Origin of the sequence: Microbacterium zouquanmingi (genome assembly GCF_052266675.1) — a bacterium.
Taxonomy (GTDB): domain Bacteria; phylum Actinomycetota; class Actinomycetes; order Actinomycetales; family Microbacteriaceae; genus Microbacterium.
On sequence record NZ_JBQPRA010000004.1, the window covers coordinates 356,585 to 377,554 of the forward strand.

Below are 20,970 nucleotides of genomic sequence, written 5' to 3' on the forward strand. Positions count from 1 at the left end.
ATGACGCGCGGTGGAGTTGGATAACGGGTGCCAACCGTCGTGTTTCCACCGTGGATGTCATCGGTTCGATCCCGGTAGGGCCCACCAAGCAGTCGGGGCTTCACGGGACGTGCGCGGCTCGCATTCTGGGCGGTCCGCTCCGTCGGCTCATGTGTTCCGGATGAAATCGGTCATGGACTCCGCATCTCCAGCGTGTTACGCGCGAGTATGGACAGACCGGCGCACGATGGGCTCCGATCTCAAAGCCGGGGTCGTCCTCGGCATGCACAGACGATGATTGAACAGCATCCCAGAATCGAAGGGCCTCCCATGACCGACAACTCCACCGTCGTCACATTCCTGAACTTCGCGCGCATCGAGACGCTTCGAATGTTCACGGCGATCAGCGCGAGCGCAGGCGGCGCCAACCGCTGGAACCACTACCGGGTCCCGACTCCCATCGACCAGCAGACCGTGATCCGCATGAACCGGGACACCCTCTACAGCGCTGCCATCATCGACGTATCCCAAGGCGCGACAATCACGGTGCCCGACACCGGCGGCCGATATCTGTCGGTGATGCTCGTCAACGAGGACCACTTCATCAACCGTGTGCTCCATGAGCCCGGTGAACACCGTCTCACGGCGGAAGAGCTGGGCTCCGAGTTCGTGCTCGCGGCCGTGCGCATCCTTGTCGACTCGGAGGACGAGAACGACGTCGCGATCGTCAACGCACTGCAGGCCCAGCTGGCGCTGTCCTCCGTCGCCGGGCGCGAACTTCCCGCTCTCGAGTACGACGCCGAATCCTTCGCCCAGACGCGTGACGCCGTGCTCACACTGGCGAAAGGGATGCCCGACTTCGATCGGGCCTTCGGGCGTGCGGACGCGGTCGATCCGATCCGCCACCTGCTGGGAACGGCATCCGGGTGGGGTGGGCTGCCCGAGCAGGAGGCGTTCTACGTGAATGTCGAGCCGGGGCTCGCTGTCAGCGAGTACACACTGTCGGTCGGTGAGGTGCCCGTCGACGGATTCTGGTCGATCTCCCTGTACAACGCCGACGGCTACTTCGCGCACAACGACGCGGGCCGGTACAGCGTCAACAACGTCACGGGATTCCGAGACGATGACGGCAGCATCACCGTCCGCTTCGGAGGCGACCCGTCCGCGCCGAACGCCCTCCCGTTGAGCGAGGGATGGAACTACCTCGTCCGCCTGTACCGACCGCGACCTGAGATCCTCGACGGCTCGTGGACGTTCCCGACCATCGGCTGAATCCGGTGACCGCCGCGTCGGACGCCGGGGGCACTCAAGTTCGGCGCCATCGAGCTCTTCATCGTCACCTTCGAAGGCAATGAACCGGATGCGGGCGTCGGTCGGTGCTGCAGGCGCTCAACGGGATCCGTTCGTGGCTGACGGACAACAACGCGGTCATCATGACCGTGCTGCTCGTCGTCATCGGGTTCAACGTGATCGGCAAGGGCCTCGGGATGTTGGTCTGAGGTCGATCCCGGTTGCGGTTTAGGCTCGGTTTCATGACGAGTGTGCCATCCGCCGATCATCCGATGCTGCGCACCCATCGTGCGCTTCGACCAGGGTTCGGCACCGAGGCTGCGGTATACGGAACGATCCTCGTCAGCGGACTCATCGCGGTGTCTTCTGCACACGGTGAGACCTCGGCCGTGGTGCTGGTCACGGTCGCGGTGACGGTGTTCGTTTTCTGGGCGGCCCACGTGTACTCGGGCGCCGTCGCACGGCTCGGTGCGGATGACGAGGCGCAGGTCGGAGTGCGCGTCGCCGTCGCCCGCTCGGTGCGTCATTCGCTGGGGATGCTGAGTTCCGCCGCGGTGCCGGCGCTTGTGCTCCTGGCCGGGACTACCCGACTGATCCCGGATGACGTGGCGAACGAGCTCGCGCTGTGGTCCGGCACGGCGATCCTCGCGTTCCTCGGCTACGTTGCCTTCCTGCGCCGGGGAAGCGGAATGATCGTGCGGATCGCCGGCTCGGTTGTGACCGCGTCGTTCGGTGCTGTGTTCGTCGTGCTCAAAGCAGTCGTCCACTAGACGTCAGGTGTCCTCCGCGACGCGGATGAGTACCTTCCCGATCGCGCCGCGCTGAACAGCGTCGTGAGCGGCGGCGGTCTCCTCTAGCGGAAACCAGGTGAGTGGGAGTCCAGCCTCCTCACCGACGGGAAGCGCGTCGTCCTTCAGTGCAGCCGTGATGTCTTCAACGGCTGCGGCGAGCGCCTCTTCGCCGACGGTGTAGAGAAGCAATCCCTGCCAGCGCGTGTTCTTGGCGAAGCTGGTGACGATGGGGACGGAGATCGTGTCGCCCTTGTCGTTCGCGTAGAACGCGATCGAGCCGTGATTGGCGATCACGGCGACATCGAGCGCGGCGTTCATCGCGGGGGAGACCTCGACGATGTGGTCGACGCCGGACGGGGCGACTTCGAGAATGCGTTCGGCCAGCAGATCATCGGGATACCGAAACACGTGGTGCGCGCCGGCGGCGCGGGCGAGGTTCTCCTTCTCCTGGCCGCTCACCGTCGTGAGCACTCTTGCTCCGGCCCACACGGCGAGCTGGATCGCCGCATGGCCCACAGCTCCCGCTCCGCCCTGTACGAGCACCGCCCGGCCGGAGAGTGCCCCGGGCGAGAGACGCGACGGCCCGAATTCGTTCACCGTCAGCGCGCGATGCGCGGTCATCGCCGGTACGCCGAGACTCGCGGCGACGTCGAACCCGATCTCATCCGGCAGACGTACAACGCGGACAGCCGGGACGACCGTGGCGTCCTGAGCGGTCCCGGTCGGACGCTCGTGCGCTGCGAGGTAGACCCACACCCGATCGCCGACCTGCAGATTCGTGACGCCGTCGCCCACGGCATCCACGACACCGGCACCGTCCTGATTCGGCACGATCTGTTCGAACGGCATCGGCGTGCCCGATGCGGCTCGAGCCTTCCAGTCGGTGGGGTTCACTCCCGAGGCGTGGATGCGCACGCGCACCTCGCCAGGGCCCGGCCGTCCTGTTTCGCGCTCGATCAACGTGAGCGTCTCAGAGCCGCCCTTGCCCGTGTACACGATTGCTCTCATGCCGGGTGCAAGTCGGATGGGCCCGCGGGTATTCCGAGGTGGCGTCAACTGTCGGAGCCGGGTCAGGACTCCTCGTGCGTCCTCGGGTCGGCGTCGAAGAGGCGACCGTCGGGGCGACCTAACGCCGTGATCGCGGCGACCTCGGCATCATCGAGGACGACGGATGCTGCGGCCAGGTTCGCACGCTGGTGCTCCACAGACGACGCCTTCGGAATCGCGACGCTCTGCCGCGCGACATGCCACGCGAGCACCGTCTGGACGGGAGTGATGCCGTGAGCCGCGGCGATCTCTATGATCAACGGCTCCTGCACCAGCGCCTTCGCCCGCCCGATCGGGCTCCATGCCTCGGTGATGATCCCGTGCTCTCGGTGGTACGCGAGCTGCTCGGTCTGCGGGAGATACGGGTGCACCTCGATCTGGTTCACCACCGGTCGCACACCCGTTTCGCGCTCGAGCCGCTCGAGGTGCTCGGGCAGGAAATTCGATACGCCGATCTGGCGAACCGTGCCGCGTTCTTGCGCGTCGATGAGCGCGCTCCAGGCCTGTACATATTCGTCCTGGATCGGGTTAGGCCAGTGGATGAGATGCAGGTCCGTGGCATCCAGCCCGAGACGATCGCGACTCTCCTCGATGCTCCAGCGTGCCTTCTCCGACGGATGGTGCCGTCCGGGAAGCTTCGTCGTCACGATTACTTCAGAGCGTGCCGTCATAGCTTCCGCAACGCCTCGCCCGACTGCGCCTTCGTTCTCATAGTTGAACGCAGAGTCCACGAGTCGGTAACCGGCATCGATTGCGCTTGCAACGGCAGCGGCACCTGCGCTGCCGTTGAGGCGATAAGTGCCGAAACCGAGGGCAGGGAGCGTGAAGCCGTTGTGCGCTGTGCGGACGGGAAGTGCAGTCATCAAGGTCTCCTTCGAGAGTCGTGCCCCAGCGTACGCGGCATGATGGAGAGATGCGCTGCCCCTGCACCTCCGGAGACACATATGACGCGTGCTGCGGTCCGATCCTCTCCGGAATGATCGCCGCACCGACTGCTGAGCGGCTGATGCGGTCTCGATTCACCGCGTTCGCTACGGGAGACGCACCTTATCTTCTGCGGTCGTGGCATCCGTCCACGCGTCCTGCAGAACTCGAGCTCGACGACGACATCACCTGGACTCGCCTCGACATTCTCGACACCGTCGCGGGTGGCCCTTTCGATGCTCAGGGCGTCGTGGCGTTCGACGCTCACTTCCGCGGTGCGGACGGAGTGCGTGACTCCATGCGGGAACGCAGCCGCTTCCTCCGCGAGGATCGCGTGTGGACGTATCTCGACGGGGCGGCATACTGACGCATCGGATGTCGGCTGCCCCAGGTAGATTGGATATGTGAACGCCAGTCCCGAGCAGCAGCGAGTCCTTCTCGACATCGCAGACCTTGACCGCCGCCTCCAGCAGGCCGAACGTCAGCGCACGACGCCGGCCGAGGGACCGCGTATCAACGAGCTCGCCAAAGAACGCCAGGAACAGCTGCGCGAACTCACCAGGCTGACAGGCATCCGTGACGATGTCCGCACGGAGCTTGCTCGCGTGGAATCCGACGTGAAGGTCACCGAGCAGCGCCGCACGCGAGACAGCGACCGGCTCGCAACATCCACGAACTCGAAGGACGCACAGGCGTTCGAGCGTGAACTCGTCAGCCTTGCAATGCGCATCAGTGCTCTCGAGGACCAGCAGCTCGAGGTGATGGATCGCGCTGAGCAGGCGGAGTCCGATCTGGCCACGCAGCAGGCGCTCATCGACGCGACCACGGCTGAGGGCAGCGAGCTCACCGCTCGCGCCAAAGCCTCTATCGCGGCCGCTGCGACCGAGATAGCGCACCTCACTCGTGATCGTGAGGCGATCAGCGCCGATGTGCCGCCCGCGCTTCTTGACGAGTACACGCGTAGGGCGTCCCGGGGCATCGGCGTCGGCCTGCTGCGCCGAGGCACGTGCGAAGGGTGCCGCATGATGCTCTCCGGCACGCACCTCAACGAGGTTCGCCACGCTGCGCCAGATGCAGTGATCTCGTGCCCCGAGTGCGGTGCGATCCTGGTGCGTACCGACGAATCAGGACTGTGAGTCGTCGGGCGGCAGGCGATTCCCGAATCCTGCTGGCCCTCACCGACTCGGAGGGTGCTGTCGCGATCCGCGTGGACTCCGTCGGCTCCGAACTCGAGCGATTCGACCTCACATCGCGCGAGTTCTTCGACTGGATCCGTGCTGTCGAAGAAGCAGAGCGGCCACGCTGGGTGATCCGCAGTGCAAGGGATGTCTACCCGCGATTTCTCGCTGCCGGCGTGCAGCTGACGCGCGCACATGACCTGATGCTCTGCCATGCGATCCTCCGCGATACGGACGTCGTTGCCAGACCGCTCGCACCGTCTGCCGACTGGATTCCGGGCGAACCCGAAGCGGGCGAACCCGTACTCTTCGACACCGACGAGCGTTCTGGCGCGGCCACCGCGGCAGAACTCCAGGCGCAGCTTCAAGAGCAGTTGCGCGTGATCGCCTCAGATCGCACCGGCCGACTCGGGCTGCTGTGCGCCGCTGAATCCGGCGGAGGACTGATCGCAGAAGAGATGCGTGCTGCTGGACTCCCGTGGGATGCCGCCGAGCACGATCGCATCCTCACCGAGACGCTCGGCGCGCGCACTGCGGGCGGCGTGCCGTCGCGCATGGCGGAACTCGCCAGTGAGGTTCGCTTTCACCTGGGCGATGATCAGCTGCACCTCGACAGCCACGTGAAGCTGCTGCGCGCACTGCACCGGGTCGGCGTGAACGTCGAGTCGACGAGTCAGTGGGAGCTGAGCGAGATCGCGCACCCGGTGATCGCACCCCTTCTGGCCTACAAGAAGCTCTCTCGACTGATGAGCGCCAATGGCTGGGCGTGGCTGGCGGAGTGGGTGAGAGACGGGCGCTTTCGCCCCGTGTACATTCCCGGCGGCGTTGTCACCGGGCGCTGGGCGTCGGCGGGCGGAGGAGCCCTGCAGTTGCCGCGGATGCTTCGCCCGGCCGTACGCGCGGACGCTGGGTGGACGCTGGTCGTCGCTGACGTCGCGCAGCTGGAGCCACGGATGCTCGCCGCGATGTCACAGGACCTCGCCATGGCTGAAGCCGCACGCGGCCAGGATCTGTACGCGGGTGTGGTGGCATCGGGAGCCGTCGCCACTCGCGAAGAGGCGAAGTACGCCGTGCTCGGCGCGATGTATGGCGCGACCACCGGAGATAGCGGACGACTCGTCCCGCGCCTGCGCAAGGTCTATCCCCGCGCGATGCATCGTGTGGATGCTGCCGCCAGAGAGGGCGAGAGCGGCGGCGTGGTCTCGACGAGCCTCGGTCGCTCTTCGCCTCGCCCCGATGCCGCATGGCAGAGCCAGCAATCAGACGCGCGGGAGTCCGGCGCCGACGGTGCGGCAGCGAAGATCGCCAAGCAGCGCGCCAGAGAGCGCGGCCGTTTCACCCGCAACTTCATCGTGCAGGGCACCGCAGCGGAGTGGGCGCTGATCTGGCTGGCGGAGATACGTCATCGCTTGAGGCAGCTTCCTGAAGCGCCAACGGTTGCCCCGGCATCCGGACCTTTCGCCCGAAGGGCGCACTTGGCGTTCTTCTTGCATGACGAGGTGATTCTGCACGTCCCGCAGGAGCAGGCGGATGCTGCGGCCGACGCCGTCCGTGAGGCCGCGGCCGTTGCGACGCGACGTCTCTTCGGATCATTCCCCATCGACGTCCCTCTCGACCTGCAGGTCGTGCAGACAGCAGAGAAGTAGACTGGGCACGCGAATGGGTCGGCCAGACGGTCGCGTTGCGGGAGACCGCACCGAGGAACGTCCGGGCTCCACAGGGCAGGATGGTGGGTAACACCCACCCGGAGCAATCCGCGAGACAGTGCCACAGAGAGCAGACCGCCGCGATCCCCGCTCGTCGGTGAACGCGGTAAGGGTGAAAGGGTGGTGTAAGAGACCACCGGGGGTCATGGCGACATGACCTGCCAGGTAAACCTCGTCCGGAGCAAGGTCAGACAGAGGATGTTGACGCGGCTCGCCGAGTCCTCGGGTAGACCGCTGGAGCGGCGCGGCAACGCGTCGCGTAGATAGATGACCGTCGAAGGGAGCCCCGAGAGGGGCCCTGGAACAGAACCCGGCGTATCGGCTGGCCCATTCGCCCCACGCTTGCACCGAAACTGCAAAACCACGCCGAGACAGCGTTGTATCGCTGCTGTCTCGGCGTGGTTTTGCAGTTTTGCGAAGGAGGGAAGCGGCTCAGTCCGCGGCGAGCGAGGCCGCGCCGATGATCCCGGAGTTGTTGCGGTGGATTGCCGGAATGATCGGAGTGTTCAGCTCGAGCAGCGGAAGGAAGTCGTCTGCGTTCTTCGAAACGCCGCCGCCGACGACGAAGAGGTCGGGGCTGAAGAGGAACTCGACGTGCGTGTAGAACGCCTGCAGACGCTCTGCCCACTCGGCCCAGGTCAGGTTCTCGCGCTCGCGAGCCGAGGTAGCGGCCCACTTCTCCACCGAGTCGAACTCACGGAAGTTCAGGTGACCGAGCTCGGAGTTCGGCACCAGAACGCCGTCGTAGAGGAACGCGGAGCCGATGCCGGTTCCGAGGGTGGTCAGGATGGTCAGACCCTGCACATCGCGCGCGGCGCCGTGGCGTGCTTCTGCGACACCGGCAGCATCCGCGTCGTTGACGAACACGATGTTGCGGTTCAGGCCATCACGGAAGAAGCGCTCGGCGTCGAAGTCGAGCCATTCCTTCGAGACATTCGCCGCGGACATCGTCTTGCCGCGCTTGACGATCGCCGGAAACGCGACGCCGAGGGGGAGTGCGGAGTCCTCGACCTCCAGCGTCTTCAGTACGCTCTGGACGGCTGCGAGCACGTCCTGCGGGGATGCGCCCTCAGGGGTGGGGACGCGAACCCGGTCCGACGCCATCGTGCCGTGGGAGAGGTCGACGAGTCCTGCTTTGATGCCTGTGCCGCCGATGTCGACGCCGATCGCTTTTGCCATGAGTAATAGCCTAGCGAGAGTGCGCGGCGCCACTAGGATCGTGACAAAGCCTTACGAAGGGATGAGCCATGTCTCGCGGAGAAGATTCGTACATGTCCAATGGTGAGCGAAAGTACTGGTACAACACCGAAACGGGTGAGGTCGAGTACGGCTATGTCTCGCCCGCTGTCGACCGGGTAGGGCCCTTCGATACGGCTGAAGCCGCGTCGCACGCGGTGCAGACTCTGCGCGAGCGGTCAGAAGCGTGGGCGGTCGAAGAGGCCATCGATGAGGACTGGCGCAAAGCGACCGACACGGACGGGAAGTAACTCACCGTATGAGCATGGACAAGCAGCGCGATTTCGTGTTGCGCACCATCGAAGAGCGGGGCGTGAAGTTCGTGCGCCTGTGGTTCACCGACGTCATCGGCACGCTCAAGTCTGTTGCGATCGCACCTGCCGAGGTCGAGGGCGCCTTCGCCGAGGGCATCGGCTTCGACGGATCCGCGATCGAAGGCCTCACGCGCACTCACGAGTCCGATCTGCTCGCGCAGCCCGATCCGACGACCTTCCAGATCCTGCCCTGGCGCGGAGAGATCGACCCCACCGCGCGCATGTTCTGCGACCTCACCATGCCTGATGGTGAACCCGCGGTTGCGGATCCTCGCAACGTGCTCAAGCGCACCCTCGCACGGGCGGCGGATGCCGGGTTCACGTTCTACACGCACCCCGAGATCGAGTTCTATCTGCTCAAGTCGTCGGTGATCGGACCAGAAGGCCCGGTCCCGGTTGACTCCGCGGGGTACTTCGATAACGTCCCCGGCGGCACGGCGCACGACTTCCGTCGTCGTTCGGTGCGGATGCTGGAGGACTTGGGCATCTCCGTCGAGTACAGCCACCATGAGGGCGGCCCCGGCCAGAACGAGATCGACCTCCGCTATGCGGATGCCCTCGCGACTGCCGACAACATCATGACCTTCCGCACTGTGGTGAAGGAGGTCGCGATCGAGCAGGGTGTCTACGCAACGTTCATGCCGAAGCCGATGAGCGATCAGCCAGGCAGTGGCATGCACACGCACATGTCGCTGTTCGAGGGCGATCAGAACGCCTTCTGGGAAGAGGGCGCGAAGTATCAGCTCTCGAAGACCGGTCGCCACTTCATCGCGGGTCTTCTCAAGCACGCCAATGAGATCGCTGCGGTCACGAATCAGTTCGTGAACTCGTACAAGCGTCTCTGGGGCGGCGACGAGGCACCGAGCTTCGTGACGTGGGGCCACGCCAACCGCTCGGCACTCGTGCGCGTTCCGATGTACAAGCCGAATAAGAGCCAGTCCTCGCGCGTCGAGTACCGCGGCCTCGATTCGGCTGCGAACCCTTACCTTGCCTACGCGCTGCTGCTTGCTGCTGGGCTGAAGGGCATCGAAGAGGAGTATGAGCTGCCTGCAGAGGCGGAGAACAACGTCTGGTCGCTGAGCGATGCGGAACGTCGCGCGCTCGGCTACTCGTCCTTGCCGGCGAGCCTCGACCACGCACTCGAGCTGATGCAGGACTCGGAGCTCGTAGCGGAGACGCTTGGCGAGCAGGTGTTCAACTACGTGCTGCTCAACAAGCGCAAGGAGTGGGAGGCCTACCGCGGCCAGGTCACTCCGTTCGAGCTGAAGAGCAACCTCGAACTGCTCTGATCGATGGCCCGGTCAGAATCCGCGCTTTCGCGCTCGGCACTGGCACGATTCGGCTTCACTGATCTGACCTCGAGTGCGGCAGCGGTGCAAGAGCTGTCCGAGCTGGTCGGGCTCGACGGCGCGCTGCTCCTGAACGGCGCGGTGGCCGCCGACCCTGATTCCGCGGCGGAGGGGATGCTGCGGGTTGCGCGGCGCGATCCAGCGATCTTGCGATCGCTTCTGGACGATCCAGAGACGCGGAAGATCGTTTGGCGAGTGTTCGGAGCATCCACTGGGCTTGCTGACTTCTTTCTGCGGCATCCGGAGCAGTTGTCGATACTGACCGATACCGGGCCGCTCGTGCCCAGCTCGGCGACGCTGCGCGAGCGGCTGCTCGACGCCGTCGGCGCGGTCGACGGCGTCGCTGCACACAGCGACGAGACGGCTTGGGTCGCGTTGCGGATCGCATACCGCCGATCCCTTGCGGAGATCGCAGCGATCGATCTGACGACCCCCGAACCCGCAACACGCATCGCGGCGATCTCCGCTGCCCTCGCTGATGCGGCTGGAGCGGCGCTCGAGGCCTCGCTCGCCGTGGCCAGGGCGAAGGTCGCGGAGACTGTGCCTGCCGAGCAGGTGGCGCTCACCCAGCTTGCGATCATCGGCATGGGCAAGGCGGGGGCAAGGGAGCTCAACTACGTCAGCGATGTCGATGTGATCTTCGTCGGCGGGTCGCTGGATGAGGACGTTCTCGAAGAGGGACGCGCCATCGACATCGCGACCCGCCTGGCCAGGGAGACCATCCAAGGTATCTCCGGCATCGAGGTAGAGCCGCCGCTGTGGGAGGTCGATGCGAACCTCCGCCCCGAGGGCAAACAAGGTGCGCTCGTCCGCTCGCTCGCCTCCCACCTCGCGTACTACGATCGCTGGGCGCAAAGCTGGGAGTTCCAAGCGCTCCTGAAAGCACGGCAGATCGCCGGCGATGAGGCGCTGGGCGAGGCATACCTGGAAGCCGTGCAGCCGAAGATCTGGTCGAGCGCCGCACGGGAGAACTTCGTCGACAGCGTGCAGCGGATGCGGGAGCGCGTCACCGAGCACGTCGATCCGGAGGATGCTCCGTACCAGCTGAAGCTCGGCGTCGGCGGCCTTCGGGACATCGAGTTCACCGTGCAGCTGCTGCAGCTCGTGCACGGCCTCACAGATCCAGACATCCGCACGCGCGGCACGCTGGAGAGCCTTGACGCTCTGGTGGCCGGTGGATACATCGGACGAGCGGATGCTGCGATCTTCGCCGCCGACTACCGGACGCTCAGACTGCTCGAGCACCGGCTGCAGCTGAAAGACCTGACCCGCACTCACCTCATGCCGCGAACGAACGAGGAGCTGCGCGTCCTGGCACGCGCGACGGGACTCGCAGACAGCGCCAAGGGCGTGTGGGAGCTCTGGGAGCGCGTGCGACGTGAAGTGCGCGACATCCACACCAGGCTCTTCTATCGGCCGCTCCTGAGCGCCGTTGCGGGCCTTCCCGAAGAGGAGCGCACACTCTCCACGGAGCAGGCGAGAGATCGCCTGGCAGCGATCGGCTTCCGCGATCCTGCCGGTGCCCTGCGCCATATCGGCGCACTGACCTCCGGCATCAGCCGCAAGGCGACGATCCAGCGGCACCTGATGCCGATCATGGTGAGCTGGTTCGGCGACGGCAGCGACCCCGACTACGGTCTGCTCTCGTTTCGCCGCATCAGCGAGCGTCTCGGTGACACCTCCTGGTTCCTGCGGATGCTGCGCGACTCTGCCGGAGCGGCCGAGCACCTGACCACTCTGCTGTCTTCGTCGCGCTACGTCGGCGAACTGCTCGAGTGGATCCCGGAGTCGGTGGCATGGCTGGACGAGATGTCTCGGCTGCGTCCCCGCGGAGCAGACAAGCTCGACGAAGAGGCCAGGGCGATCCAGACTCGTCATGGGTCGGTGACCTCCGCGCTGAAGGCCGTACGGGCGCTGCGGCGCCGCGAACTGCTGCGCACGGCGATGGGCGCGGTGCTCGATGTTCTGAGCATCGAGGAGCTCGCGGTGGCGCTGAGCACCATCACGGACATCACGATCCAGGCCGCTCTGCGAGCAGTGCGCCGAGAAGTCGTTCCTGCGGAGGAAGATGATTTCGAGTTCGCCATCATCGGCATGGGAAGATTCGGCGGGGCAGAGCTCGGTTTCGGCTCCGACGCCGACATCCTCTACGTGTACGACGCGAATGGCGTCGACCCTGAGCGTGCCCAGACTCTCGCGAAGCAGCTGGTAGCAGGTCTGCGTGAACACCTGACCGACAACAAGGTTCCGCTCGACCTCGACGCTGATCTCCGCCCTGAGGGCCGCAATGGGCCGCTCGTGCGCTCTCTTGCCGCGTACACCGAGTACTACCGCCGTTGGTCGGTGTCGTGGGAGGCGCAGGCGCTGCTGCGCGCCAGAGGCGTAGCCGGCAGCCCCGGCTTGACCGCACGCTTCATGACTCTTGCTGACAGCATCCGCTACCCGGTCGACGTCGAAGAGCAGGGCCTGCGTGAGATCAAGAGGATCAAGGCGCGCATCGAGGGCGAGCGGCTGCCGCGGGGCGCGGACCCGCACCGGCACCTCAAGCTCGGGCCCGGCGGGCTCAGCGATGTCGAATGGCTCGTACAGTTGCTTCAGCTGCAGCACGCGCACGCGGTGCCAGAGTTGCGCACGACCTCGACGCTGGAGGCGCTGCACGCCGCGTCTGATGCAGAGCTTCTCACCGAGGAAGATGCGGAACTGCTGCGCGAAGCCTGGCTGCTGGCCAGCAGGCTGCGGTCCGCGATCACGCTGCGCACCGGACAGACCACCGATGTGCTGCCGTGGGACCGCCATGAGCTCGACGCCATCGGACGCCTGCTGGACTATCCCGATCGTTCGGCGAACGACGTCGAAGAGGACTACCTCGGCACGACTCGTCGTGCTCGTCGCGTGTTCGAGAATCTCTTCTACGGCTGAGGCTTCCGCGCCCAGTTGCAGATTTGTCGGCTCTAGCTCAGGCTGAGCACATGACTGGGACGTACGGCATCATCTGGAATCCTTCGAAGATCGACGAGGACACGCTGCGCAGCGCAGTGGCTGCGGGCCTCGGCGACGACGTGCGCTGGTGGAAGACCAGCGAGGACGACCCGGGCCGTGGGATGGCGCAGGAGGCTGTGGATGCCGGCTGCGGCACGGTGATCGCCGTCGGCGGCGATGGGACCGTGAGAGCGGTAGCCGAGGCTCTTGCCGGCACCGATGTCGCTGTGGGCATCGTTCCGCAGGGCACTGGCAATCTGCTGGCCCGCAATCTGGCAGTTCCGCTGGACGACATTCCTGCGGCTTTGGAGCGGATTCGCGCTGGCGTAGATCGGCGCATAGATCTCGGCTGGGTGCGCTTCGACGATGAGGACGAGCGTGCTTTTGCGGTCATGGTGGGTTTCGGAGTAGACGCGCAGATGCTCGTCGAGACCGATGACGATCTCAAGGATCGCGCAGGCTGGCTCGCCTACGTTGAGGCGATGGGACGCGCGATGGCGGGCACCGAGATGACCGATGTGACGCTCACGATCGATGACGGCGAGCCGCAGGAAATTCGCGGACATACCCTCCTCATCGGCAATTGCGGCATGGTGCAGGGCGGTGTGCGTCTGCTTCCGGATGCGGTTCTCGACGATGGGCGTCTGGATCTGCTGCTGGTGAGCTCGGAAGGCGCGCTGCAGTGGCTCGATACCGTGCGCTCCGTGGTCTGGGACAACGGTATCCGCCGTCTGCTCACGCGGGGTGAGGAAGCCATCAGCACCGATTCGACAGATCATCTGAGCGCGGAGCGCATTCGAGTGGGATTGAGCTCGCCCCTGGCGTTCGAGGTGGACGGCGAAGAAGTCGGCGAGGTCTCATCGTTTGAAGTACGGGTGCAGGCCGGTGCACTCCGGGTGCTCTGAGTGTGGTGAACCCAAAAGTGCCGGACCTCGCTGTGGGCGAGAGCCGGCACTTTCTTCTGTGGGGGGAGCTGACGGTCAGACGCCGTAGTAGAGCTCGAACTAATCTCGCGTTTATGGGGGTTGTTGTGGGGCGCGGTTTATTGCGTATGACCTGCGGTTTACGTAATGCCGGGTGTTGTCGCTTATGGGGTGATTATGGGACTTCTGCGGACTATCTGCGGACTAACTCCCGTGCGACGGCGCTAGCATTCACAGATGGACGGACTACCAGACCCGCTCACCTGCCCAAGCGATGGCGTTCTGTTACGTGACGGCGATACCGGCCTTGAATGCCCTCTGTGCGGCCTTGTGGAGCCGTATCCCGCGATAGAACGCCCCTCAGGTGTAGACGACGCACCTGGCATCCACGGCGGCTGAGAGTGGCTTCTAGGGCTTAACGCAGAAAAGAGCCCCGCCAGTCCGAAGACCAGCGGGGCTCAGAGCTCCTAGTGATGTCCCATCACGAGCGCATACGTGCGCGCGTGATGCGTTCCGCTTGGGCGTCGTGCTGGGTGATCCGGCCATCAATGATCCGACCCAAGCCATCACCGCCGATCTCGAATGTTCCCGTGATCGACAAGCCGTCCAGAGACGACGCCTGTGAGGCCTGTGCCTGCGACTGACCGACACCCAACATTTGGCCCGTCTGCTGCCAGATACCAATGTTTCGGTCACGATCCTGCGCCCGCCCAGAAATATACGTCTCCCACGGGACGCCCATATCCTTCTCAGCAAACACCCGGTCACGATCACGGATACCACCCATTACGCCCGCATAAATGCCAGAACCGAGCATGCCGCCAGCCGCGAAATGCTTCACACCACTTGCGTACATTCCACCCTGGTAGTTCGCGGTCACCGTACGGTTACCAATCTCGATCGTCTCGAGCGTCACCGAACGGTAACCGGGAATCGAAGACAACGTGTCCCGAAGCCGACGCAACTTATCCTCAGCCGTGTCAGTGTTCGCAACAACCTCAATGTCCTTCTTCGACGGCAACGCGAACACCTCATTAGCAAGAGCGTTCACCTCGTCGGCATTGAACCCCGCCGCAGTGGCCGAATCAATGAACGCCTGACGCTGAGCCTGCAACGTGCCGTAATACTTGTCCGCAGCGTCCTTTGAAGACATGGTGGCTTTGTCGTGCTCAAGCTGGGCCACAGCAGCCGCTTGCGCCTTACTTGCGACCTCTGCCAGAGAAGCCGCGTTCGCAGATCCCGCCTCAGTCGCCTCATCCAGCGAGTTGCCATTCTTCTCAACCTGCTCCGCAAGCCCCGCAAGCGCCGACTGATAGTTCGCGTTCGCCGTGATCGCGTCCTGTCCGACACCGTTAGCCTCGTTGATCTTGCCAATCAACTCAGTCATCTGATCCACAAGCTCAGACGCCGCATCCGCCTCAGACGTGTACGCATCCGCGACATCCAGGGCAGTGCCTTCACTCTCCTTGTCAGCGCTCTGCTTCTGCTCAGCCATGTGAATAGCTTCCTCAACAGACGCAGCTTCACCCTTTACGGCATCGCTGATCTCATACGCCGCATCCGCGTACCCCTGCGAACCGTCCGCGCCAGCCTTCAGCCGTGCATCAAGCTCCTTGAGCGCTTCCGCATTACCGAGCGCCGCTTCGGTCACGAGATCGTAACTGATCCCCAACTTCTCAGCGTTGTCGTACGCGGAACCATAGTTCATGAACAGCAGTGTGCGATCGAGCGCCAACTGTTCCTTGACGGCTTCCCGTGTCGCTTTCGTGATCCGGTTCGAACCCTCTTCAAGAGTGGACGCATAAGCCTCTGCGCGGGCTCGAGCATCAGCCTGAGCCGCAGCAACAGCACCCACGACCGCAACAACCGCAGTCAACGCCAAAACAGCAATACCGCCCGCTACAGCAATTCCCTTCATGGTTCCGCTCAGCGCCTGAAAAGCGGCCTTAGTTGCGTAGTACTTTGGGATGCCGGCGAGCAGGATGCCGCTCGCGAGAGTCACGATCCCAGCGAATGCAAACAGTTGCCCACCCGCGAGCTTGATCGGCTCAGGGAGAGCCTGAATCGCACGCATGAGGTCAGCCGTACGGTTCATGAAATCAACGAGCGCACCGCCACCGCTCGGGTCAACCAGCGGCTTGGTGAGGTCAGCCGACAGGTCACGCCACGCGGCCTGTACACGATCCATAGCGCCCGCGAACGTGTCCTTCACGGATGCCGCCGCGCCGTCGAACTTCTCCTTCATGCCACCCGCGAGCGCATCCAACGCATCGTCAGCACCAAGTGTGCCAGCCGTAATGTCGTCGCGGATCTGAGCACCAGTCTTACCCATCTGGGAACCGATCAGCTCAGCCGCGTTGATACCGCGCTGACCAAACTGGATCAGATCCTGCCCGGTGATCTTCCCCGCCGCGGAGATCTGCGCCATGACGAACGCGACCTCGGAAAGTTGCTGAGACGAACCACCAGCCGCAGCAACCGCATCCTGAATAGCATCAAGATACGGAATAACCTTCTTCGACTCGACACCAAACGCAAGCATCTGCTGCTGAGCCGTAATGAACGTGGACTTCGAAAACGGGCTAGTGCGCGCGAACTCATCAAGCTTGTCCATCTGCGCATTCGCAGCCTCAGCACCGCCCAGAATAGTGCTCAGGGCCGCACGCGAAGTCTGCTGCAAAGAGTTGTACTCGATACCTGTCTTCATGACGCTGAGCGTCAGGGCGGTCATAGCGCCGCCGACGACTATCATCCCGGCGCCAAGCTTCTGGAAAGCCTCACGCTTCTGTGCCAGCTTCTCAGTCTCACTACCAACAGCCGCAGTCTTATTCGCCGCTTCCGTCATTGCCGCTTTGTATTGCGCGATTTCCGCCGCAAGGGTGACCTTTACAACACGATTAGCCATCTATTTACCTCCTGTATTCAGTTCTCGCTTCAAATCCTGGAAAGCCGCCTTCGTCTGGGAAGCTAGACGAATAGCCTTCGCCCGATCAATACGCCGCTCCGGGTCCCAGATGTCCACAGGCGTCGACAGATCCGCCGCCCGCTCTGCCAGTGTCAACACCAGCTGCGCAAGCCCGTCAAGAGCCTCCTGCGCCTCGTCGTAAGCCCCTACGAACTCCTGCACCATCAAATGCGGATCTTCCGAACCCGCCCGATTCACATACGCCTCCATAAGCCGATCCGCGAACGAATTGTTACGCGCGATAAGCGCTTTTAAATCAGTTACCATTAGTTAATCCTGTCATTTCGTTATGCAGCGCACGCATAAGCAGCGCGACTCGGGGAATGGGTAGGTGGGATTGTCGGCGTAGAACCTCTTCAGATAGTCATCGTGCTCAGAGACCGCCAATGACTGAATCATCAGAGAACGCTCCGTCATCAGCACGGATCTGCGACGCGCTGGCAGACGTCCCTCAGCGGCCCCAGGAGGGCTCTCAGTGACCTTCCAGCGAGCCATTAGCCCATCACCGACAAAGAGCCCCAGCGCCCCGCAGCGCCCGCCTTAGCGCGTGCCGTGTGGAACTTGTCTTTAGCCTGCTCATCCTCCGGAAGATGCAACGCACCCACCAGACGAACAAACGACGCCTGCTGCTGCCGCAACTCACCAATCGCAGGATGCAGAATCCGTTGCCCCATCGAACCCGAGATCATCACCCCGTCCGATTGGACAGCCTCCGTTAGCTCATCAATGCGGTCCAAAGTGCGGCAAGCCTCCACCAACACCTCAGACTCCTGAACCGCATACTCAATCTTCTCTGTGAGCGCTGCCCAGAACGCTTTGCCACGTTTCCCTAAACCAGTAGGAACCTTTACTTTCATTCGAAAACTCCTTCTAAAAACACAAACCTCAAAGCATCGACACCCTTTCGCCCTCACCGGCGACTCGGGAGCCGAGGGGGTCGGTGGGGGTACCCGCTATGCGTCTTGCAGACATTCGAACATCTCTCCACCGGTCGGTGGTGGCGCTCCGGTCGTTGCGAGCGCCACCTGTACTCAGCGACTCGACGCGGCCCGACGCTCACGCTCGAGATCAACGATGCGATCCATGATTTCGAGCTTGCGTTCTTTGCTGGTGCTGTGCAGTCGTGACTCTTGGTCTAGCAGCGAGAGCTGCACTCCTAGGTCACGGGCTACCCAACTGTGTGCGGCGTTGGTGATGTCGTGCAGGTGCTTGTCGATCGCTCCGGTGCTGGGCTGTACTGATCCGAGGGGGATCTCTCCGGGCCACTGCTGCACGTTGCGGTTGAAGGACAGGCGATTGCTGATGCTGTCGAGCTTGATGTATGCATCACGTACAGCCTGAAGACTGTCGGTAACGTCCTGCTCGGCCTGTGCCACCTCAGTGAGTAGCCGGGTTACTTCGGTGCCTGCCACTTTGGGGAAGCCTTGGGCGAGTGCGGCGGATGCTTCGTTGACGCGTTCGATCCACACTTCGCGCTGAGCGTGGATCGACACCGCGTCGAATGGTGCTGGTGCTTTGATCTTGCCGAGGTCTTCGCCGTCTGATGCTGCGTCCCTGAGCTTCTGGGTGTAGTCGAGGGCGGCTGTCTTCGCTCGTGCTTCTCCGAGCTCGATCTGCTCGTTGAGTTCTTCGATCTTGATCTGTGCGGTGGTGAGGTCGTCCCAGGCTGTTTGTAGTTCGCTTGACACGATGAGTTCGGCGGTCAGGGCGCGGGTGGTGCGTGCAATCTTGGTAGCCATAGTTCAGAGTCCGTTCGTCAGGTGGTTGAGTCGGCCAGCTTTGAGCGCGGCGACGATCTGGTCGGGTGTGAGGTTGGCGAGGTCGTCGCGTGTGATGGTGTCGCCGGGTGAGGGTTTCGGTGCCCTGCCGAGTAAGTGATCGAGGTCGCCGGCTAGTCGTGCGGTGTTGATTTGCTCAGGTGTCATCTTGTTGAGGTCTGCGCGGGTGATGCCCTGCGGTTCCTGCTCGACCTCTTCTTCGACAACTTCTTCTGTAACTTCTACTTCTTCGGTCATGCTGGGTTCCCTTCAGTGAGTACTGCTGATAGTTCGAGAAGTGCGCGCATCGTCATTGCGCGGTGTTTCTCGTGGTCGTTCTCGGGTGTGGCGCATGCTTCTCGCAGGATGCGGAAGACGCGCTGGTATGGGTCGGTCATGCGGCTGCTCTTTCTGCGCATTCGTCGCATGCGTTGGACCAACGCCGGTCGCTGAATGTGCTTGTCCATCCGGCTTCGTGGGCGGCTCGGGTTAGTTGACTGCGCACGCTGCCATCTCCGGCATCGAACACGTTGTCGCAGTGGTTACAGAGCACTACTGCTCGTATCGTCATTTACTTCTCCTTCCTTTGCATCCGGGGGTATACGGTGCATCTCTGTTCGTGGAGTTCCTGACGCTGATGTGCACCAGAAGCTGTGCGGGTCCAGCGGCACCAGGCGTCACACGTTGGGCATTCAGCCGGTGCAATGGATATGGGTTGGTGAATCATTTGATCCCTCCTTTGGGGGTTAGTCGCTCGGGTGCCAGTCGAAGTAGATATCGGCGCCTTCATCTACGAACGCTTTGCCTTTGACGGATAGTGCGTCGTATTCGGGGCCGTCTTCCGGCCCTTCGTACATTCCGTAAACGCCTAGTTGTTGGTAGTAGGCGCGGATAAGGTTCGACGCTTCGGAACGTGTCAGCTTCGCCCATCGCTGATAGGACGATTCGGAAGGTATTCCTCTAGCTGTGAGGATGTGCAGATCGGCTAGTAGTCGCTGCTGTTTTGACGTGACTCGACCTCGCAGATCTAAGAACTCCATGAGGCTCCTTCTTTCATGCGTGCTGCTTCGCTTGCGAAGTTGCACATTAGATCTTGAGAAGGATCTTCTAAAGGGTTCTTGTTACTGGTGTTATTCTTCCGGGGTTGAGGTGTTATTCTTCCGGGGTTGAGGTGCTCTTTTTCCGGGGTCATATGTTCCCCACAAGAAACGACGCACTCTTCGGCAGGGCGATCTGGTAAAGGTTCACACCTTGTCGACGACCCTGACGAGGCTGATGCTGACGGACGATAAGACCGATGTGAATCAGTTCCTCGATCGCGACACCGAGTGTCCGGTTAGACATTCCCGCCTCGTACCCGAGCGTCGTCCGTGACACGAACGCTTTGCCCGTGTTCCGGTGCCGGTGCGACATGAGTGTCAGGTAGAGAATCTTTCCCGACGTGCTCAGCGGCGCTTCCCAGAGCCATGTGCGAGGCAGCTTGAAGAACCCACCTTCGCGCGGTATCTCGTTCACGTAGTAGTACGAGGCGACACCTTCATATGGTCGGCCGTAACGGATCGCTCCGCGGTCAACGAGTTTCGGGATCACCTTTCGGACGGTCCGATCGGTGACTCCGGCTCCGGCTGCGATGTGCGCCTGCGATACGCGGACCATGCCACCGTGCCCCCAAGGTGAGCAGAGCAACGCGATGTACGTCAGTACTTCTGCCTTTGACCATTCGTCGCGAAAAAGTACGTTCGGGATCGCGGCCCAGGATTCTTCAGCCATGTCGCACCTCTGCTTCTGCCACTGGCTGTAGGAGTCGTATCGTCCGGTCGATGAGCCGACGTGTCAGCTTCTCGACCTTCCGATGGTGACCGTCCTGAGCGTCCATGAATAGGGCTGTCAGGAGCGGCATGAGGGCGTCTGTGTGGGCGCTAATCTCTGCTTGCGTGTGGGAGTGCTCAGCGCGAGATAGGAGGCGTTCTGCGGTCATGTAGCGATCCATGAGAATGTCGCTCATTTCGCGTCCTTCGCTTGCCTGGCGCGTGCCCGGGCCTCAGCTAGTTGTGCTTGTACTTCGCGAAATATGCGCATCCGCTTCTCGAAGACGGACTCCTTGGGTTTCGTCATTGCATCCCCTCTTTCGGGTTGGTTGATAGCGTCCCGACGGCAGTATTCGAAACTGCGGCCAACGACTTAGAAGGTCGGTGCTCTGTCCTCTGAGCTACGTCGGGGTAATGGGTGTCCCATGGCGGAACACCCATGGGCGTTAGCCGCGAAGTTCCTCGTAGACGAGTTGGCAGAGTGGGCAGGCCATCCCGCGGGAACTCTTCACGGAGCCGTTCCCGCGTGCAACGACGACATCCATGTCCCCACACAGCGCAGGGACCGCTACACCTTCAACGATGCTTCGAGTGATGTCCGACTTTCGGATGTAGTGGTTGAGGTCGTCGGAACTAAGGTCGGTGTCCGCAGTCTCAGGCGACAATGTTGGTTGAGGGGACTGCTGACGGTTTAGTTGACTCGTCTTGTTTGGGGTTTTCAGGC

The 20,970-nt window shown here is 63.0% G+C and carries 21 protein-coding genes, 1 tRNA gene and 1 other RNA gene; 11 read left to right on the forward strand and 12 right to left on the reverse strand.

From position 1 onward, the window contains the following. Positions 1–309: 309 nt before the first annotated feature. From ACTU6V_RS12370 to ACTU6V_RS12380, 3 genes are all read left to right on the forward strand, one after another. On the forward strand, positions 310–1,251 hold the full coding sequence (locus tag ACTU6V_RS12370) for a DUF1214 domain-containing protein (RefSeq protein ID WP_443468390.1): 942 nt from the start codon (positions 310–312) through the stop codon (positions 1,249–1,251). 104 nt (positions 1,252–1,355) lie between these two features. Continuing rightward, entirely contained in the window at positions 1,356–1,478 is a 123-nt protein-coding gene (locus ACTU6V_RS12375; RefSeq protein ID WP_443475713.1) for a hypothetical protein, read from the forward strand. Between the two features lie 33 nt (positions 1,479–1,511). Next, positions 1,512–2,039, forward strand: coding sequence for a hypothetical protein (locus ACTU6V_RS12380; protein WP_443475714.1), 528 nt, complete (start codon positions 1,512–1,514; stop codon positions 2,037–2,039). A 3-nt stretch (positions 2,040–2,042) separates the two neighbouring features. Here ACTU6V_RS12380 and ACTU6V_RS12385 read toward each other — a convergent pair whose 3' ends face one another. Both ACTU6V_RS12385 and ACTU6V_RS12390 read right to left on the reverse strand, forming a co-directional pair. After that, positions 2,043–3,068 (reverse strand): NADPH:quinone reductase, encoded by a 1,026-nt coding sequence (locus tag ACTU6V_RS12385; RefSeq protein WP_443468387.1) that lies wholly within the window; start codon positions 3,066–3,068, stop codon positions 2,043–2,045. Positions 3,069–3,130: 62 nt separating this feature from the next. Beyond that, complete coding sequence (locus tag ACTU6V_RS12390; protein WP_443475715.1) at positions 3,131–3,970, reverse strand: aldo/keto reductase; 840 nt, start codon at positions 3,968–3,970, stop codon at positions 3,131–3,133. 50 nt (positions 3,971–4,020) lie between these two features. On the opposite strand from ACTU6V_RS12390, the gene ACTU6V_RS12395 reads away from it, so the two are divergent. From ACTU6V_RS12395 to rnpB, 4 genes are all read left to right on the forward strand, one after another. Further along, a complete protein-coding gene (locus ACTU6V_RS12395; RefSeq protein ID WP_443475716.1) occupies positions 4,021–4,398 on the forward strand; it encodes a YchJ family protein in 378 nt (125 codons plus the stop codon). A gap of 37 nt (positions 4,399–4,435) precedes the next feature. After that, positions 4,436–5,167, forward strand: a complete 732-nt coding sequence (locus ACTU6V_RS12400; protein ID WP_443468384.1) for a zinc ribbon domain-containing protein — start codon at positions 4,436–4,438, stop codon at positions 5,165–5,167. Then, on the forward strand, positions 5,164–6,855 hold the full coding sequence (locus ACTU6V_RS12405) for a bifunctional 3'-5' exonuclease/DNA polymerase (RefSeq protein ID WP_443475717.1): 1,692 nt from the start codon (positions 5,164–5,166) through the stop codon (positions 6,853–6,855). Before ACTU6V_RS12400 ends, ACTU6V_RS12405 begins: the two co-directional genes overlap by 4 nt. A 14-nt stretch (positions 6,856–6,869) precedes the next feature. After that, positions 6,870–7,249: RNase P RNA component class A (rnpB, locus tag ACTU6V_RS12410), an RNA gene on the forward strand. Between the two features lie 98 nt (positions 7,250–7,347). Here the strand turns inward: rnpB and ppgK are convergent. Beyond that, positions 7,348–8,094: a polyphosphate--glucose phosphotransferase gene (gene ppgK, locus ACTU6V_RS12415; protein ID WP_443468382.1), complete on the reverse strand. Its 747-nt coding sequence runs from the start codon at positions 8,092–8,094 to the stop codon at positions 7,348–7,350. Positions 8,095–8,162: 68 nt separating this feature from the next. Here ppgK and ACTU6V_RS12420 point away from each other — a divergent pair, with 68 nt between their 5' ends. The 4 genes from ACTU6V_RS12420 to ACTU6V_RS12435 are packed head-to-tail and all read left to right on the forward strand — an operon-like array spanning position 8,163 to position 13,698. Beyond that, positions 8,163–8,402, forward strand: a complete 240-nt coding sequence (locus ACTU6V_RS12420; protein ID WP_443475718.1) for an SPOR domain-containing protein — start codon at positions 8,163–8,165, stop codon at positions 8,400–8,402. A gap of 14 nt (positions 8,403–8,416) precedes the next feature. Beyond that, complete coding sequence (locus ACTU6V_RS12425; protein ID WP_417512067.1) at positions 8,417–9,754, forward strand: glutamine synthetase family protein; 1,338 nt, start codon at positions 8,417–8,419, stop codon at positions 9,752–9,754. A 3-nt stretch (positions 9,755–9,757) separates the two neighbouring features. Next, positions 9,758–12,733, forward strand: coding sequence for a bifunctional [glutamine synthetase] adenylyltransferase/[glutamine synthetase]-adenylyl-L-tyrosine phosphorylase (locus ACTU6V_RS12430; RefSeq protein WP_443475719.1), 2,976 nt, complete (start codon positions 9,758–9,760; stop codon positions 12,731–12,733). 50 nt (positions 12,734–12,783) lie between these two features. Beyond that, positions 12,784–13,698 (forward strand): diacylglycerol/lipid kinase family protein, encoded by a 915-nt coding sequence (locus ACTU6V_RS12435; RefSeq protein WP_443475720.1) that lies wholly within the window; start codon positions 12,784–12,786, stop codon positions 13,696–13,698. Between the two features lie 499 nt (positions 13,699–14,197). Here the strand turns inward: ACTU6V_RS12435 and ACTU6V_RS12440 are convergent, their stop codons facing one another. From ACTU6V_RS12440 to ACTU6V_RS12480, 9 genes are all read right to left on the reverse strand, one after another. Further along, positions 14,198–16,621 carry a tape measure protein gene (locus ACTU6V_RS12440; protein ID WP_443475721.1) on the reverse strand — a complete coding sequence of 808 codons (2,424 nt, stop codon included), beginning with the start codon at positions 16,619–16,621 and terminating at the stop codon, positions 14,198–14,200. Then, the gene (locus ACTU6V_RS12445) at positions 16,622–16,948 is read right to left on the reverse strand and encodes a hypothetical protein (RefSeq protein WP_443475722.1); all 327 of its coding nucleotides are present in this window, start codon (positions 16,946–16,948) and stop codon (positions 16,622–16,624) included. 227 nt (positions 16,949–17,175) lie between these two features. Continuing rightward, a complete protein-coding gene (locus tag ACTU6V_RS12450; protein ID WP_443475723.1) occupies positions 17,176–17,538 on the reverse strand; it encodes a hypothetical protein in 363 nt (120 codons plus the stop codon). 174 nt (positions 17,539–17,712) lie between these two features. Beyond that, positions 17,713–18,420, reverse strand: coding sequence for a hypothetical protein (locus ACTU6V_RS12455; protein WP_443475724.1), 708 nt, complete (start codon positions 18,418–18,420; stop codon positions 17,713–17,715). Between the two features lie 3 nt (positions 18,421–18,423). Next, positions 18,424–18,696 (reverse strand): hypothetical protein, encoded by a 273-nt coding sequence (locus tag ACTU6V_RS12460; protein WP_443475725.1) that lies wholly within the window; start codon positions 18,694–18,696, stop codon positions 18,424–18,426. Positions 18,697–19,184: 488 nt separating this feature from the next. Then, positions 19,185–19,478, reverse strand: coding sequence for a hypothetical protein (locus tag ACTU6V_RS12465; protein ID WP_443475726.1), 294 nt, complete (start codon positions 19,476–19,478; stop codon positions 19,185–19,187). A gap of 148 nt (positions 19,479–19,626) precedes the next feature. Beyond that, complete coding sequence (locus ACTU6V_RS12470) at positions 19,627–20,208, reverse strand: helix-turn-helix domain-containing protein (RefSeq protein WP_443475727.1); 582 nt, start codon at positions 20,206–20,208, stop codon at positions 19,627–19,629. 376 nt (positions 20,209–20,584) lie between these two features. Next, positions 20,585–20,657, reverse strand: a tRNA-Arg gene (locus ACTU6V_RS12475). Between the two features lie 35 nt (positions 20,658–20,692). After that, a complete protein-coding gene (locus tag ACTU6V_RS12480; RefSeq protein ID WP_443475735.1) occupies positions 20,693–20,911 on the reverse strand; it encodes a DUF3039 domain-containing protein in 219 nt (72 codons plus the stop codon). Between the last annotated feature and the right edge of the window lie 59 nt (positions 20,912–20,970).